General features: G+C 62.5%; 13 protein-coding genes. 5 read left to right on the top strand and 8 right to left on the bottom strand.

The features are described from left to right. Positions 1-98: 98 nt before the first annotated feature. Positions 99-845, bottom strand: coding sequence for a GntR family transcriptional regulator (locus tag U5775_RS35675; RefSeq protein ID WP_322062837.1), 747 nt, complete (start codon positions 843-845; stop codon positions 99-101). A gap of 159 nt (positions 846-1,004) precedes the next feature. Between U5775_RS35675 and U5775_RS35670 the strand changes: the two genes are divergently transcribed. Together U5775_RS35670 and U5775_RS35665 are read left to right on the top strand one after the other, a co-directional pair. After that, the gene (locus tag U5775_RS35670) at positions 1,005-2,375 is read left to right on the top strand and encodes an adenylosuccinate lyase family protein (RefSeq protein ID WP_322062836.1); all 1,371 of its coding nucleotides are present in this window, start codon (positions 1,005-1,007) and stop codon (positions 2,373-2,375) included. A gap of 27 nt (positions 2,376-2,402) precedes the next feature. Continuing rightward, positions 2,403-3,773: a cation:dicarboxylate symporter family transporter gene (locus tag U5775_RS35665; protein WP_322062835.1), complete on the top strand. Its 1,371-nt coding sequence runs from the start codon at positions 2,403-2,405 to the stop codon at positions 3,771-3,773. Between the two features lie 498 nt (positions 3,774-4,271). On the opposite strand, the gene U5775_RS35660 is transcribed toward U5775_RS35665, so the two are convergent. After that, entirely contained in the window at positions 4,272-5,375 is a 1,104-nt protein-coding gene (locus U5775_RS35660) for a hypothetical protein (protein ID WP_322062834.1), read from the bottom strand. A 754-nt stretch (positions 5,376-6,129) separates the two neighbouring features. Here U5775_RS35660 and U5775_RS35655 point away from each other — a divergent pair. After that, positions 6,130-6,984, top strand: coding sequence for an alpha/beta hydrolase (locus U5775_RS35655; RefSeq protein ID WP_322062833.1), 855 nt, complete (start codon positions 6,130-6,132; stop codon positions 6,982-6,984). Positions 6,985-7,011: 27 nt separating this feature from the next. On the opposite strand, the gene U5775_RS35650 is transcribed toward U5775_RS35655, so the two are convergent. After that, entirely contained in the window at positions 7,012-7,437 is a 426-nt protein-coding gene (locus U5775_RS35650; RefSeq protein ID WP_322062832.1) for a VOC family protein, read from the bottom strand. A 144-nt stretch (positions 7,438-7,581) separates the two neighbouring features. On the opposite strand from U5775_RS35650, the gene U5775_RS35645 reads away from it, so the two are divergent. Continuing rightward, a complete protein-coding gene (locus tag U5775_RS35645) occupies positions 7,582-8,457 on the top strand; it encodes a LysR family transcriptional regulator (protein ID WP_322062831.1) in 876 nt (291 codons plus the stop codon). 18 nt (positions 8,458-8,475) lie between these two features. On the opposite strand, the gene U5775_RS35640 is transcribed toward U5775_RS35645, so the two are convergent. Then, positions 8,476-8,907 (bottom strand): GFA family protein, encoded by a 432-nt coding sequence (locus tag U5775_RS35640; protein WP_322062830.1) that lies wholly within the window; start codon positions 8,905-8,907, stop codon positions 8,476-8,478. A gap of 503 nt (positions 8,908-9,410) precedes the next feature. On the opposite strand from U5775_RS35640, the gene U5775_RS35635 reads away from it, so the two are divergent. Beyond that, complete coding sequence (locus tag U5775_RS35635) at positions 9,411-9,716, top strand: panthothenate synthetase (RefSeq protein ID WP_322062829.1); 306 nt, start codon at positions 9,411-9,413, stop codon at positions 9,714-9,716. A 157-nt stretch (positions 9,717-9,873) separates the two neighbouring features. Here the strand turns inward: U5775_RS35635 and U5775_RS35630 are convergent, their stop codons facing one another. The 4 genes from U5775_RS35630 to U5775_RS35615 all read right to left on the bottom strand — a co-directional run bounded on the left by U5775_RS35630 (position 9,874) and on the right by U5775_RS35615 (position 16,861). Then, a complete protein-coding gene (locus U5775_RS35630) occupies positions 9,874-11,985 on the bottom strand; it encodes a phosphocholine-specific phospholipase C (RefSeq protein WP_322062828.1) in 2,112 nt (703 codons plus the stop codon). 93 nt (positions 11,986-12,078) lie between these two features. After that, positions 12,079-12,534 (bottom strand): hypothetical protein, encoded by a 456-nt coding sequence (locus U5775_RS35625; protein ID WP_322062827.1) that lies wholly within the window; start codon positions 12,532-12,534, stop codon positions 12,079-12,081. 204 nt (positions 12,535-12,738) lie between these two features. Continuing rightward, a complete protein-coding gene (locus U5775_RS35620) occupies positions 12,739-13,074 on the bottom strand; it encodes a hypothetical protein (protein WP_322062826.1) in 336 nt (111 codons plus the stop codon). A 160-nt stretch (positions 13,075-13,234) separates the two neighbouring features. Further along, on the bottom strand, positions 13,235-16,861 hold the full coding sequence (locus U5775_RS35615; RefSeq protein WP_322062825.1) for a hydantoinase B/oxoprolinase family protein: 3,627 nt from the start codon (positions 16,859-16,861) through the stop codon (positions 13,235-13,237). Positions 16,862-16,891: the final 30 nt, after the last annotated feature.

The following is a 16,891-nucleotide window of genomic DNA, read 5'->3' as shown; positions in this document are numbered from 1 at the left end:
CGCCCTCCTGATTGGGGGCTTCCCTGAGCACGGCCGCTCAACGAGCGATAGCACACCGAGCGGGCGTATCTCGCCTCACAAACCATGACTTCCAGAAGTCAATGCGAGTCAGAAGCGGGGCCGTCGCGTCTCAGGCGCATTGACACCGAGAATCGCTCAGCGGGGTGCACGCTGACCGACACCTCGAACGTGATTCCCGACGAGTCGATGTACCTGCGCACAATCTCGAGTGCCGGACTCCCCGGCGCCACCTGCAAGCGTTCCGCCATCTTTGCATCGACGCTCACGGCCTGCACGTCTTGCTGGATTTCCGTCACACACCGGCCATAGTGCGCCTCAATCAATGAACTGATGAGCGTCTCCGGATTGGCGCGCGCCTCTTCGGCAATGTCGGTGTACGCGGCATCAATGTAGACATCCGTCCAGCCGACTGGCGGGCGCCTGTTGTCCCGGTCGACACGCAGGCTCGACACCCGCAGCCATTGTTCGCCCTCCTCGCAGCGCAATACCTTTGCAAGCGCACCGGACACAGCAATCTCCCCGGTTGACTGCACGACCCGCCGATGCTCCGAGCCGAACTGAACGACATCGTCGATAGACGCAAGCGATGGCCGGAAATCGTTACGAGGACGCGCCGACTCCACACGCGTGCCCGCGTTCTTGCGCCGCGACACGAGGCCAAGTTGCTGCAGTTCGGCGAGCGCCGCACGGATGGTGTGGCGGCTCGTGTTGTACCGGTCCCGCAGCTCGAGTTCGGTGGGCAGATAGGTGCCCACAGGCAGGCGGCCCGAGGCAATCGCCTCGGTGAGGTCTCTTGCGATGTCGGCGAAGTGAGGTTTGTTCATTTCCGCGGTCGTGCGTCGATGGTTCTGTTGGCGCCAGGGTTAATCATAGCTTGAAACACATGTCCGGACATAATATCTTAGATATGTCCGGACATATTGATGCTTTTGGTTATTGGTATGTCACCTTTTTCGTGTACTCCCGCTTTGCAGAGGTCCAAGATGACGAGCCGTGCGATTCCCTTCTCCAGTACCGTTGTTGATTCCATCCTGTTCCGGGACGCGTTTGGCACCGCAAAAATGCGGACAATCTTCTCGGACCATGCGCTTATCCAGCGCTACATCGACGTGGAAGTCGCGCTCGCGAAGGCGGAAGCACGCGTCGGCGTCATCCCTGCCGAAGCCGCCGGGCAGATTGCCCGCGAGTCGACCATCGAGCGCATCGATTTCGACCACATGCGCGAGGAGACCGATATCGTCGGATATCCCATCCTCCCGCTCGTGCACCAGCTCGTCGGCATGTGTGGGGATGCGGGTCGTTACATCCACTGGGGTGCGACCACGCAGGACATCATGGATACCGCCGTTGCGCTGCAGGTCCGCGACGCACTCGACTCCATCGACGCCGACATTCGCGAACTGCGCGCGATTCTCGTCGACATGGCACGCAAGTACCGCGACACGCCGATGGCCGGGCGTACCCATCTGCAGCAGGCGCTGCCCATCACGTTTGGCTACAAGGCGGCAATCTGGCTCGCCATGTTCGACCGGCATCAGCAACGCCTGGTGGCGCTGCGCCCGCGCGTCGCGGTCGTGGAATTCGCAGGCGCGGCCGGGACGCTCGCGTCGCTCGGTGACAAGGGCCTTGAAGTCCAGGCTGCACTGGCCGAAGAACTGAACCTCGGTGTTCCCGCAACGACATGGCACGTGGCGCGCGACGGGTTCGCGGAAGCCGTCAATCTGCTCGCGCTCGTGACCGGGTCGCTCGGCAAGATTGCGACGGACATCATGATTATGGCGTCTAACGAATTCGCCGAAGTCTATGAGCCGTTCGTCAAGGGGCGCGGCGCGAGCAGCACGATGCCCCAAAAACGCAATCCGATTTCGAGTGAACTGATGCTGGCCGCCGCAAAAGCCGTTCGTCAGCAGGCTGGCCTCATGGTCGACGCCATGATTCAGGACTTCGAGCGCGCAACCGGCCCCTGGCACGCCGAGTGGATTGCGATTCCCGAGAGTTTCATTCTGACTTCGGGCGCGCTGCATCAGGCGAAGTTCGCGCTCGGCGGCCTGATTGTCGACACCGAGCGCATGAAGCACAACCTTGGCATCAGCAAGGGCCTCATCGTCGCCGAGGCGGTGATGATGCAGATGGCACCGTTCACGGGTCGGCAGCAGGCACATGACATCGTCTACGACGCGTGCCGCACCGTGAACGAGCACGGCGGCACCCTCGCCGACGCGCTCGCCGACCTGCCCGCAGTCACCCAGCACTTCGACCGCGCCGCCATCGAACGCATGACGGACCCCGCGAACTATCTCGGCCTCGCGCCGCAGATGGTCGACCGTGCCGTTGAGCTGTCCAGCCGGATTTAATCGCCGAATCGTGGAGGAGCACACATCATGAACAACGACAGCGCAATGCGCGACAACGCGACCGTGCAGACAAAGCGGCCGTGGTATCGACGCCTGGGCATGCAAGTGCTGGTCTCGCTGGGGCTCGGCATCGCGGTGGGACTGGTCTTTCCGAAGTTTGGCGCCCAGCTCAAGATTCTCGGCGACATCTTTCTCGACCTGATTAAGGCCGGGGTCGCGCCACTGGTCTTCCTGACCATCGTGCATGGCGTGGCGTCCGCCGGGGACGTGCGAAGTGCCGGGCGCGTAGGTTGGCGTTCAATCGTCTACTTCGAGGTCGTTTCGACTATCGCGCTCGCAGTCGGACTACTTGCCGGCAATCTGCTGCAAATCGGCAATGGCATGACCGCCACGGCGGCAAGCATTCTTCCCGCCATGGCGACGAAGGCACAACCGCAGGGCTTCACCGAGTTCGTGATGCATCTGGTTCCGAACAACTTCATCGGCGCCTTCGCGAAGGGCGAACTGTTGCAGGTCGTCGTGCTCGCAATCATGGTGGGTGTGGGCATTCTTGCGATTCCCGAGGGCCGCCGGCAGCGCATCAACGAAGGCTTGGGCCTCGTCTCCGATGTGCTCTTTTCCTTCATCAACCTCGTCATGAAGCTTGCGCCGCTCGGCACGTTTGGCGCTATCGCCTACGCAGTCGGCAGCAACGGCACCGCGGTGCTCGTCGCGCTCGCGCAGTTCGTCCTGAGCTTCTATGCGGTCATCATCCTGTTCATTGCGGTTGTGATGGGCATCGTCGCGCGCCTTGCTGGTTTCAGCATGTGGAGATTTCTGCGGTACATCAAGGAAGAAGTCCTTATTGTCCTTGGAACAGCATCGTCGGAAAGTGCCCTGCCCCGACTTCTCGTCAAGCTCGAGCAGCTTGGCTGCGCGAAGCAGACCGTTGGACTGGTTTTGCCGACGGGCTATGCCTTCAATCTGGACGGCACCTCGATTTTCATGTCGATGGGGGTCATGTTCATCGCTCACGCGTACAACGTACCCATCACGCTCCATCAGCAAATCGCCATACTCCTGCTGATGCTGCTGACCTCGAAAGGCGCGGCCACGGTATCTGGCGGTTCGTTCGTTGTCTTCGCTGCGACGGTCACCTCCACGGGCATTCTTCCCGTCGAAGGGTTGCCAATCATCTTCGGCGTCTATCGCTTCATGTCCATGGCAATCGCGACGTGCAATACCATTGGCAACAGTCTCGCAACGGTAGTGGTCGCAAGCTGGTCAGGCACGCTCAATCGGGAGACCCTGATGAACAACCTTCATCCTGAAGCTGCCCGAAAAAGTGCCAGCAGCAATACCTCGAACGAAAGCGGCGACGCTCCCGCTCACTGGTCCATGAATAGCAAAAGACGGTGATTCAGTCACAGTGGCAGCGGTCGGTCCTGGAAAATGCCATTCATCACAAGAGTTGACGTCAGTTTCAGGACAGAAGGCAAGGCCCGTTTTCCGGCACTCGTCTGGCCAAAGTGAAATCAGACCTAACCGCAGCCTCGTGAGCGTCGACCCACCAAGGCACGCGGAACTGAAGCGGCGGCATGGCTCGACAGCTATGTGGCAGAGCTAAGGCGCGGCGGCTTTATTGCGGACTCTGTTCGCAAGCGTGGTATTGACGGTGTGACGGTAGCCGAATGAAGTAAAGCCGCTACTTTATATACGACACACTCCTCTACCGTGTCCATGTGCGTCCTTCGGAAACCGCTAGTGCACTGGGTGAGCGCGTAGCTTACGCTGTTGGCCGCCGGGCAGCAAAGTAACCGACTGAAATGCGATTGGCAAGCACAGAAGCAGACGAGTTCGAAGAACTGCTTCAGTTACGTGGTCTTTCCGCTGCTCGGCTTCGCATCGACCATCATGCTAATGATTAGCCTCGACCGCAACGCCATCATCCCCAGTGCCTGTTGGTTGGCGATTTTCTTTGAGCGAGGATGAGATACGAGCGAGCGCTGCATCTCGACCAGAATAGCGGTACCCGAAACTGCCCGGCGGAAACCACACATAAGAATCATCCGCAGCCATGCTTTTCCGCCATACAAGCGCGAGGACAACTTCGACCCAGTCGAAATGTGTTTCAAACTCCCCACGGGACACGAACTCGCTGCCCAACTGTTCCCAGAGGGTGCACTGAATCCAGTCACTCACCGGCGCATACCGGTGCTCCATCCCCTGAAGCAGTTGGCCCCATTCTTTCGCATGCTCCAGAAAGTACGTCGGCGGGAACATGCCCCCAAAGGATACTTCTGAATTATGGTGGCGCGCCTTGCCTTCAAAAATCGGCGACATCGCCAACAAGTTGTCGCCGAGTGACGCCCCCATCAGCGTTGCGTAAGCAACGAGCGTCGCTGGATAATTTTGGTAGCAGAGCCACAGATTTCCCCCTTGACTGGCCCTTGCTGCGTATATACGTTCAAGTGCGCGGCGCACTGCGACCGCCGCTCCGATGTCGCCCCATCGGCCGCATGTGGCGGCGACTGAGACCAACGTCGAGGTCATCGCATCGTACGTCCTTACCCGATGCGTCACCGTATCGACCGTTGCAACGCTCGATGTGTCGGAGAACGGTCCGGCCTGCAGCTTGGAAGACAGGTCGAGTGCGAGGTTTTCAACGAGGTCCGCCAACCGGATACGGTGTACGGGTTCGCTCAGATAGCGCTTCACCGAAACTACAGCAATCTCTTTGGACAGCGGATGTGGCTTGCTGAACTCCTCGATTGCCTCCACCTTCGACGCTAGCTCTTCGAAGAACTGGTCGGCTCCAGCAATCGTAAAATGGTGCCCCGCGCGAAGTGTCAGCAGAGCTTGCGCCGCGTCTCCCAGCGCACCACGGTAGGCCCAGTACAGCGAGTAACGACGCGAGGGCGCGCGTTCAATCGACGCGCGGAGCGCCGTATCCCAATCTGCGGACCAGCCGCATACGACGAGACCAAACTCATCGAACACGCGGTCGAGAAACGTGTTCATCTCCGGGGCATAGCTTTCCAGCTCCGACGGCGTGTTTCGAATCCTAGTATCCAGATAATCGCCGTGGACCTTCACCACGCAGCATTGAAGAACACATCGATTTCATCCATTCCGTTTTTCTCTGTCGCTATCGCCTATAGATGTAGTCAATCCAGCAATGGACTGCTATCCGTATAGCGCTTTTCATCGAGTTTGAACTGCTCCACCTGGTGAACGTGACTTCCGCGCGACGAACGACGCTGTCTCCGACCTATAAGTGGTTAGCGATAACCCACGGCCTCGTCCCACGAAGGTAATGGCTAGGGTGCTATTGCTCGTAGGATGTGCCCGCACGGTTGTGCACCCGTCAGATGGGACTGCACTTCAATGTGGGGCCGCGGGCGCGTTTGACTGCGCTCGGAGGAGGAAAGGCGGCTGTCGACGGCGTGGAAGCATGGTCCGCCAACAGGGACAGAATACGAAAAACTTGGGGTGATTCAGGGGGTAACTTCAGCCCAAGTTGGAACTCGCCGCAGGCATACAGTTAATAGCCTTTCCGGCCAGGCTGGGTGGGGCTTTCAGAGCAGCTTTACCCCTCCACATTACGGCTGCTTTCCAGCAGCGGAGAAAGCTTTATTTTTCCGGAGGACACCCCACCCCACAAGCTTTCATCCATATTTCAATCAGAAAACCTGATAGCAACGTTCAATTTATTGCGTTTCCCTTAAGGGCGACCATGCGGCAAAGTGTCATCTCCGCGACTGGAGTGATCTCCGTGAACCAACGCATCGACCCGTCCCTACTTGCTGCGCCCGACCTGTCGTTCGCGACGCTGGATTCGGGCGTCGTTCTGCCGTACCTCGAACGGGGGACTGGTGAGCCGCTGCTGTTCGTGCATGGCTCGCTGTGCGACTACCGCTACTGGGCGCCGCAGCTCGACGGTCTCGCGGACGATTTCCGCTGCATCGCGCCGAGCCTCAGCCATTACTGGCCGGCCGCCGACGCCTGCATCCAGGGCGAATTCGGCTGGGAAAGCCATCTGCACGAACTGGCCGATTTCATCGTCTCGATGGGGCTCGAATCGGTGCATCTGGTGGGTCATTCGCGCGGCGGCTCGATCGCCTACCACCTTGCGCGCCGCTATCCGCGCCTCGTGCGCACGCTCGTGCTGGCCGATCCGGGTGGCCCGCTGCGCCGCCTCGAAGACGACGAAGACGTGCTGCCGCCCGCCACCAACGCACTGCGCACGCGCGCGGCCGATCTCATTGAGCGCGGCGAGCTGGAAGACGGGCTCGAGCTGTTCGTCGATTCCGTGAGCATGCCGGGCGCCTGGCGCAAAAGCCCGCACGCCTTCCGCGCAATGGCCATCGCCAACGCGACGACGCTGCCCAAGCAACTGGTCGACCCGCTGCCCGCTTACACGCGTCGCCCCGCTGCGGACATCAAGTGCCGCACGCTGCTGATCGACGGCCAGCGCAGCCCGCTGATGTTCCGCAACAACGTCGAGGCGCTCGACGAGTGGATCGACTTCGCGCAGCGCATCACGATGAAAGGCGCGACGCACGGCATGAACGCCACGCACGCCGATCTCTTCAATACCCACGTGCGCAACTTCATCGCACAGGGCTGATAGAACCGACGCGGGCAGCGCCAGAACTCACTTGGCGAAAAGCTGCCCGACGTCCTTGAACGCCTTGAATTCGAGCGCATTGCCGCACGGATCGAACAGGAACATGGTGGCCTGCTCGCCCACCTGCCCCTGAAAGCGGATATACGGCTCGATCACGAATTGCGCGCCGAACTCGCGCAGCCGCTGCGCGAGCGCTTCCCACAGACTCCATTCCAGCACCACGCCGAAATGCGGCACCGGCACGTCGTGGCCGTCCACCGCGTTCGTATGCGCGCTTTCCTGCGAGGCGGTTTTCGGGTGCTCGTGAATCACCAGTTGATGGCCGAAAAAGTCGAAGTCGACCCAATGGTCGCTCGAGCGGCCTTCTTCCAGACCGAATACGCGGCCATAGAAGTCGCGCGCGGCGGGAAGGTCGTAGACGGGAATGGCCAGGTGAAAGGGGGAAAGACTCATGGTTCGCTCCATATTCGCCATGCAATACGTGTTGTGCTCGCTTCGTGCTCGTTTTGCGCTGTCGTTTTGTCGGGCCATCATAGACGGCGCAGTTGAAAAATAAAATCAATATATAATTTCGCCATACACAAATGGAATTTGTGAATGATCCGCGAGCTAAAGACGCTGATTGCCGTCGCCCGAGAGGGTACATTTGCTGCCGCCGGCAACCGGATCGGCCTTACGCAGGCCGCCGTGAGCGCGCAGATGCAGCGCCTCGAAGCCGAGCTCGGTTTTCCGCTATTCGACCGTGAAGGGCGCAACGCGCGCCTGAACGCGCGCGGTCAGCAGATTCTCGTGCAGGCGCAGGAGGTGATCCGGCTCTACGGCAACCTGAGCGCCGTGACCGTGGACCCGGCTGTGGCCGTGCGGATCAATATCGGCGCGATTGCCTCGGTGCAACGCACATTGCTGCCCGACGCGCTCGCGGTATTGCGCAGGCAATGTCCCGGCGCGAGCACACGCGTGATTCCGGGAGTGTCGATGGAGCTCCTCAATCTCGTCGACGCCGGTGAAATCGATCTGGCCGCCATCATTCGTCCACCGTTCGCACTCCAGAGCGATATGCGCTGGACACCGCTCGCACAGGAGCCCTATCGATTGATCGTGCCGCGCGGCGTGAAAGGCAGCGACTGGATGGAGTTGATCGCTACGCGGCCGTATATCCGCTATGACCGCGCGTCGTTCGGCGGCCGCCAGGTCGACCGTTTTTTGCGGCGCATGCAGTTGACCGTGCAGGATGTGTGCGAACTCGACGAACTGGAGGCCATCGTGAAGCTCGTGGAGAACGGCGTGGGCATCGCCCTCGTTCCGCAGACTGCCACCTGGCGGCGCTGGCCGGCCAAGGTGCGCGCGATCGATCTCGGCCATCATACGTTTCATCGCGACGTTGGTATCGTGCATCGCGATGTTGGTCTGATGAGCGAGGCGGCGAGGGTGTTGCTCGGTTTGCTGGAGCGGGAGGCGAAGGGGGAAGGCTGAGTAGCCTGCTTGCTCTGATCAAGCGCCTTCTTCATACACTGGCCCGTCCCATCCATCGAGATACTTGGGTAGCGCGTCGCTCACGTCGATCACGCGTTGCTGGTAGAACAGGTGCATCGTGGGTTGCCTGTTTGCTGGCAACGTCCCGCCATGGGCGCGCGCAAGCAAGCTGTTGGGCACGACGCGCATGTTCAGGCGGTTCGTGCCGAATAGCGTCTCGCCGCATGCCGGACAGAAGGATCGCGACATTTGTTTATGTGGGTGCTGGAACGTCTGTAGCGCACCGTTTGTCACGACGCTAGCGGCCGGCCATGCCGTGGCGGAAAGCATCGACGTGCCGTAGAAGTCGCGGCATGTCTGACAATGGCAGTTCGCTAACGCTGCTGGTTCGCCGGTCAGGTCGACTGTGATCGCACCGTACAGGCAGGTGAGTTTGTGTGATTCGTTCATTTCTTCTCCGGACTAACGTATGCGTGATCGACCGAACGGCGATCAGGTGCAAGCAACGCCACCATTTGACCGTTTCCGGGCTCCGCCCGGTTGCCATCATACGGCCTGCCGATAATCAAGAGCGGCCGCGCTATTCCCTCAGCCATCCAACCTGCCCACAGCTTTTCGGGTTCACAAAACTACAGTTTGTACCCCAGTTCTCCCACAACGGCCGAATAGAATTTGAAGGCACGTTCAAAGTCATTAACGCCTGCGAAGACATGCGAAATCATCTTGATCCCTTCCTGTTCAGGTCGCGATGGTTTTTACGTTACCACGGCACGATCAAGTCAGACCTCCGCTGTGACGCCTTGGGAGGAATGGCTGCTATCGGAAATCGCAAACGTCCCTTTCGGGTCGATGCTCGCCAATACGTGAGGCAATGTTGCCGAGCCCACTAAAGCAGCCTCGGATATCTCTTATGCTTCAAGCGCTTTTCATGGCCTCAGGCAAGGAGAACGATCATGCGCATGCTTCTCAACATACGAATTCCCCACGAGCCGTTCAACGCTTTTGTGCGCGACGGCACCATCGGGGGAGTGATGGCGAAGATACTTGAAGAGACGAAGCCGGAAGCCGCCTATTTCACGGAGCAAAGCGGAGGGCGCGGAGCCATCCTGGTCGTCAACCTTGACGAGCCATCGCAGATTCCCGCGTTGGTCGAGCCGTGGTTTCTCACGTTCAACGCCGACTGCGAGTTTCGCGTCGTGATGGTGCCCGAAGACCTGCAGAAAGCGGGGTTGGAGACGCTCGGAGCGAAGTGGAAGTAGCCGGTGCGCATGCCGCAAAATTCAAGCACGTTCGGACTACTTACGTCGTACAATTTGTGGCTGGGGTGACGCTAGCCGCAACGCTTCACCAATGACCTCTTGCGGCTTTAACAACCTGACGCCAGCGAATCGCCGCGCACACATCACCCCAAACACCTCAGCCCCCCAACACCGGATCACTAAAACTCGACCGCCCCGTCTCCACATGCCCTGCAATGCGGCGCACGAAGCTCGCATCGCTATCGACGGTAATCGTCAGGTCGTACCATCCCCAAGCGTTGCGCAGATCGAGATAAACCTGCTCGACCTCACCACCACGCACACTACGCTCGATCTTCGTACCCGCGTCATACGCATTGACGACCGTAAACCGGCATTGCGTATTACCCGTATTCCGCAGGCTCAATTGCAGATTGCCGTTCGCCGCGTCGTACTCTTCGGCGACTTCGGGGCGCGCGGTGGTGCCACCCAACCAGTTCATGCGCACTTGCTTGCCCGCGAAGCGGCGTAAGAAGCCATTCGGTCCATGCACGGTAAAGTCGTACGCACCCGTCAAGCTCATCGCGAACGTGTCTTCGAGACGCTTGCCCGCTTCCACCGTATAGCTGCGCGGCGCATCGGGACTGCCCGCCGTATAAACGAGAAACACCGCACCGGCACGCCCCGTGTTGGTGAAGTGCACGCCCGCGTTGCCCGAGGCGCCGTTCGCGTCGAAACGCACGAATAGCTCATAGGGCAGCGCACGTGCGTGACGCACGCCGCTCTCCTGCTTCGGCACGCTGCCAATAGCAGGCGGCAGCGGCACATAGTCCGGGTGGCGACTGCGATCGGGCGGCGCGTAGCCGCTCGTGGAAGGCAGCGCGGGAATCGCGGCATTGGGCGTGGCGAAGTCGAACGCCGAAGTGAGGTCCCCGCACACGGCGCGGCGCCACGGCGTGATATTCGGTTCGCTCAGGTCGTGGTGCTCGCCAAAACGCTTCGCGATAAAGCGGATCACCGACGTATGGTCGAAGGTCTCCGAGCAGACCCAGCCGCCACGCGACCACGGCGAGACGACCAGCATCGGCACGCGCGGCCCGAGGCCGTACGGGCCCGCTGCGTATGTGCTGTTGCCCTGGAAAATCTCGTTGACGGTGTCCACCGTCGAGAGTCCGTTGGCGCTCGATGCGGGTGGAAACGGCGGCGCGACGTGATCGAAGAAGCCGTCGTTCTCGTCGTAATTGACGAGCAACACGGTCTTGCTCCACACCTCGGGGTTCGACGTGAGGATCTGCAGCACCTGGTCGACATACCACGCGCCGTAATTCGCGGGCCAGTTCGGATGCTCGGAATACGCTTCGGGTGCGACGATCCACGAGACCTGCGGCAGCGCGTTGCTCTGCACGTCCTGCTTGAGGACATCGAAGTAGGTGCCGCCCGAAAACACGTTCGTGCCCGTGCGCGCGCGGTCGTAGAGCGGGTTGCCCGGCTGCGCATTCTGGTATTGATGGAAATACAGCAGCGAGTTGTCGCCGTAATTGCCGATGTACGGATTGTCGCCGGTCCAGCCCCACGAGCCCTTCGCGTACAGCCCTTCGCCCGCGTCCTGATAGATCTTCCACGAGATGCCCGCGTTCTGCAGCACTTCCGGATACGTGGACCAGCCATAGCCCGCTTCCGCGTTGTCGATCACCGGGCCGCCACCGCTGCCGTCGTTGCCCACCCAGCCGGTCCACATGTAATAGCGGTTCGGGTCGGTCGCGGTCATCGTCGAGCAGTGGTACGCGTCGCAGATCGTGAAGGCGTCGGCGAGCTGGTAGTGGAACGGGATGTCGTCCCGCGTGAGGTAGGCCATCGTCGTCGTGCCCTTGGCGGGCACCCACTGATCGTAGCGGCCGCCGTTCCAGGCGGCATGCGTCGTGGTCCAGTCGTGCGGCAGATCCTGGATGAACTGCAGTCCGAGGTTGGCCGCCGTGGGATGGAACGGCAGGACTTCGCCCATGCCGGCGGCGAGCGGCTGGTTCCATACAGGCTGGCCGCTGGGCAGCGTAATCGCGCGCGTGTCGCCGAAGCCGCGCACGCCGCGCAGCGTGCCGAAGTAATGATCGAACGACCGGTTCTCCTGCATGAGAATCACGATGTGCTCGACATCGCGAATGCTGCCCGTGCGATTGTTGGCGGAAATCGCGAGTGCGTTGCGGATACCCTGCGGCAGCATCGTCACGGCGGTGGCCGAACCGGCGCTCATCGCGGCGGCGCGGAGAAAGTCACGGCGGCTTCTCGAAGTCATATTCTGGTTTCCATCTTGAGGTTGAGAATGCACGCGCGACGCTGCGTCGAAAGACGGGACGGCAAGCGGCGCGGCTTCGCGCGGCCTGGTGCGTCAGTCAGCGGTGTGAATCACGGGAGGGACGAGCGGCACGTTGGCGGCATCGGTCGCGGCGCGGTCGACGTCGGCAGCGCCGGGCCGCGCCGGCGAGCGCACCGCGCGCGCAGCAAGCGCAGCGGCGTCATTTGCGCCATCGGCTAAATTCGGCGGAGGCGAGCCGGATGCGGCAGCAGGCATCGCTGCGTCTTGCGGCGTGTCTTGCGGCGTATTGGGCGGCGCGTCTTGCCCTGCCGCGGGCTGCGTTTGCGCGAGCTCGCGCGCGGCGCGGGTGGTGAGCGCGACGCGTGCGTCAGCGGCGTGGTCATCGCACGATGTCGTTGCGCACGCAACTAATATGCACGCGAGCAGCGCGGCGAGCGTGCGCACCATGGAAAACTCGCCCGGCAAACGCAAACGTTTGCGCGGCGCACCGCTGAAAAGCGGACGCGCCGGCATGAATTCGACCGTCATCGAAGTCTCCGTCCAGATCGAGGCACAGATAGAGGCACAACAACGGCTCGAGGAGCGGCCCGAGCATGGCCTTGCGCGCACACGCATACACACACGCGGCGGCAAGGCAACGCCGAAGCATACCGGCGCTGCTTTTAAGTTTTGTGACGGCGGACCAAGGAACGACGGTGGGATTGGGATGCGACGTGGGCCGCGATTCGCGGCTTAGCCGCTCGTGGAAGCGTTCGTGGCCGCGCCCGTTGCCGACTGGCTCGTCGCGGCCTGCCCCGGCGCGCAATCCTTCGCGTATTCGGCGTTGAGCTTCGCACGGGCGTCGGCGATATCGGGCGAATAGTTGTCGGTGCCGGGCCGATAGCCCACCGACACCAGTTCGTTCAATTCGCGCGCCACGTCATCGCTCGAAAGCGCGCCGTGCGTCGGCTTGAACGGATAGCTGTTGCACTGCTGCGGCGTCAGATGGCCGGCGGCGCACGCGAGCGAACTCGCCGTCAACAGCACGAGCGGAATGAGTGGAATCGAGCGCTTGAAGGTCGCGTTCATGATGGCCTGTCTCCATGTCATGAGAGTCGAAGCAGCCGTGGGTCTTCGTCTTCGATCGGCTGTAACCGCAGACTAGGCGCCTTCGTCTCTCATGCCGGCCTCAAGCGGATGAACATTCGTTCATGCTGCGCGGTGCCCATGCAGGCGCACCGCTACACGCTTACGCGTGCCCGTAGCCGCCCCCTCCTGGCGTCTCGACCACGAAGACGTCACCCGCGCCCATTTCCACGCTCGCGATATGGCCGAGCGCCACGATCTCGCCGTCCGCGCGCTCGACGCGGTTGCTTCCCGCGCGACCGGGGCGCCCACCGGCTGCGCCGAACGGCGCGTGGATGCGGTTGTTCGAGAGGATCGAAGCCGTCATCGGCGCGAGGAAGCGGATGCGCCGGACGGCGCCGTTGCCGCCGTGCCAGCGTCCTCCACCACCCGACTCCGCGCGGATCAAATGCGATTCGAGCCGCACCGGATAACGCCATTCGAGCACTTCGGGATCGGTCAGGCGCGAATTGGTCATGTGGGTCTGCACCGCATCGGCGCCGCTGAAGCCCTCGCCTGCGCCGCTGCCACCCGCAATTGTTTCGTAGTACTGGTAACGCGCATCGCCGAAGGTGAAGTTGTTCATCGTGCCCTGGCTCGACGCCACGATGCCCAGCGCGCCATAGAGTGCATTCGTGATCGCCGACGAGGTCTCGACATTGCCCGACACCACCGCCGCCGGATACGCGGGATTGAGCATCGAGCGCTCGGGCACCGTCACCGTGAGCGGCTTGAGGCAGCCCGCGTTGAGCGGGATGTCGTCGCCCACGAGCGTGCGGAATACATAAAGCACCGCCGCCATGCACACGGCCTTCGGCGCGTTGAAGTTGTTCGGCAGTTGCGCCGAAGTACCGCTGAAGTCGATTGCGGCGCTACGCGTTTGCGCATCTACGCGTATCGCCACCTCGATCACGGCGCCGTTGTCGAGCTCGTAGCGATACGCACCGTCCTTGAGCGCGCCGATCACGCGGCGCACCGCTTCTTCCGCGTTGTCCTGCACGTGCTGCATGAACGCGAGCACCACGTCGCGGCCGAACTGCGCGACCATGCGGCGCAATTCGTCCACGCCCTTCTGGTTCGCGGCAACCTGCGCGCGCAGATCGGCCATGTTCTGATCGACGTTGCGCGCCGGATAGCGGCCCGAGGCCAGCAACGCGCGCGTTTCGCGCTCGCGCAGCGCGCCAGCGGTGACAAGCTGCCAGTTGTCGATGAGCACGCCCTCCTCTTCGATATGCTGCGAGGCCGCCGGCATCGAGCCCGGCGTGATGCCGCCGATGTCCGCGTGATGGCCGCGCGAGCCCACGTAGAACAGCGGCGCCTCGCTGCCATCGGCGAACACGGGCGTGATGACCGTCACGTCGGGCAGGTGCGTGCCGCCGTGATACGGGTCGTTGAGCATGAACACGTCGCCGTCGCGCATCTTGCCGCGATTGCGCTCGATGACGGTCTTGATGCTCTCGCCCATCGATCCGAGATGCACCGGCATGTGCGGCGCATTCGCGATCAGGTTGCCCGCTGCGTCGAAGATCGCGCACGAGAAGTCGAGCCGCTCCTTGATGTTCACCGAATACGCCGTGTTTTGCAGGCGCAGCCCCATCTGTTCGGCGATCGACATGAAGAGGTTGTTGAAGATTTCGAGCCGAACAGGGTCGGCCTCGGTGCCGATCGAGCGGCGCGTGGGCAACGGCAGCACGCGCGTCATCACGACATTGCCCTGCCCGGTCAGCGCCCCCTGCCAGCCCGGCTCGACCACGGTGGTGCCGTTCTTCTCGGCGATGATCGCGGGACCATCGAGCACGTCGCCGGCCCTGAGTGCGTTGCGCAGATAGAGCGACGCGTCGTGCCAGCGGCCGCCCGAATAGAGCCGCACGCGCGCCTGAGCCACTGGAGCGTCGCCCGCCTCGCGCGGCGCGAGCGTGCCCGTCACGGCCTGCGCGTCCGAATGACCGATGGCCTCGACCGAAGCGAGCTCCACCACGAGCGGCGTACCCGGCATCAGGAATGCGTAGCGTTGCCGGTAAGCGGCTTCGAACGCCGCGCGCATCGCTTGCACGCTGCCGGCATTCACCGCAAGCGCCGAATCGGTGCCCTGATAACGCAGATGCACGCGCCGCGCCGTGGTGATGCGCGCGGCCTCCACGCCCTGTTCGAGCAGTGCGCCGCTCGCCTCCTGCGCGAGCGCATCGAGCGCGGCGTCGATGCTTGCGAGCGACGCGTCTTCGAGCACGATTTCGAGCGCGCGCTCGCGCATCGCGGTCTGATCGGCGAGTCCCATGCCGAACGCCGAGAGCACGCCCGCGAGCGGATGCGAGAACACGCGGCTCATGCCGAGCGCGTCCGCCACGCCGCACGCGTGCTGGCCGCCCGCGCCGCCGAAGGTCGTTAGCACGTACTGCGAAACATCGTGGCCACGCTGCACCGAGATCTTCTTGATGGCGTTCGCCATGCTGCCGATCGCGATCTCCAGATAGCCCTCGGCGATTTCCTCGGGCGTGCGGCGTTGCCCGGTGGCCGCGAAGATTGCATCGGCGAGTGCATTGAAGCGCGCCACCACGGCGTCACGGTCGAGCGCCTCGTTCGCGTGCGGGCCGAACACGTGCGGGAAATAGTCGGGCTGGATCTTGCCGAGCATGACGTTGCAGTCGGTTACCGTGAGCGGGCCGCCGCGCCGGTACGCGCACGGGCCGGGATTGGCGCCCGCCGAATCGGGTCCGACACGCAGCCGCGCGCCGTCGAAGCCCAGCACCGAGCCGCCGCCCGCGGCCACGGTGTGAATGCTCATCATGGGCGCGCGCATGCGCACGCCGGCCACCTGCGTTTCGAACACGCGCTCGAACTCGCCGTTGAAATGCGAGACGTCGGTGGACGTGCCACCCATGTCGAAGCCGATCACGCGCTCGAAGCCCGCTGCCTGCGCCGCGCGCACCATGCCGACGATGCCGCCCGCCGGGCCCGAGAGAATCGCGTCCTTGCCCTGGAAGCGGTCCGCCCGCGTGAGCCCGCCGCTGCTCTGCATGAACTGCAGATTCACACCGGGCATCTCGCTCGCGACCTGATCGACGTAGCGGCGCAGGATCGGCGAGAGATAGGCGTCGACCACGGTGGTGTCGCCGCGCGAGACCATCTTCATGAGCGGCGAAACTTCATGCGATGTCGAGACCTGCGTGAAGCCGATAGCTCGCGCCAGATCCGCGAGTTCGCGCTCGTGCGCGGTGTGGCGGTAGCCATGAATCAGCACGATTGCGAGCGCGCGAATGCCCGTGTCGTAGACTTCGCGCAGCGCGGCTTGCGCACCGGCCAGATCGAGCGGCGCGACCAGCTCGCCCTGCGCGCTCACGCGTTCGTCGATTTCGACCACGCGCTCGTACAGCGCTTCAGGCAGCGCAATGTCGAGGTCGAACAGGCGCGGACGGTTCTGATACGCGATGCGCAATACGTCGCGAAACCCGCGCGTGGTCACGAGCGCGACCGGTTCGCCCTTGCGTTCGAGCAGCGCGTTCGTAGCGACCGTCGTGCCCATCTTGACCATCTCGACCTCGCGCGGCGTGATCGGTTGATCGGCACGCAGCCCGAGCAGATGGCGGATACCGGCAACGGCCGCATCGCGGTATTGCTCGGGGTTCTCGGAGAGCAGCTTGTGCGTGGTGAGCGTGCCATCGGGACGGCGCGCGACGATGTCGGTGAACGTGCCGCCGCGGTCGATCCAGAATTGCCAGCGGGACGGGGTGCAAGCGTCGTGATCGTGAGTCATGGTGCAATATAGATTAGGATAACGATATAT

It is taken from the genome of Paraburkholderia sp. J63, from assembly GCF_905220245.1.
GTDB lineage: Bacteria > Pseudomonadota > Gammaproteobacteria > Burkholderiales > Burkholderiaceae > Paraburkholderia.
Note: the sequence above shows the minus strand (reverse complement) of the source record. Positions and strands in the feature narration are given on the sequence as shown.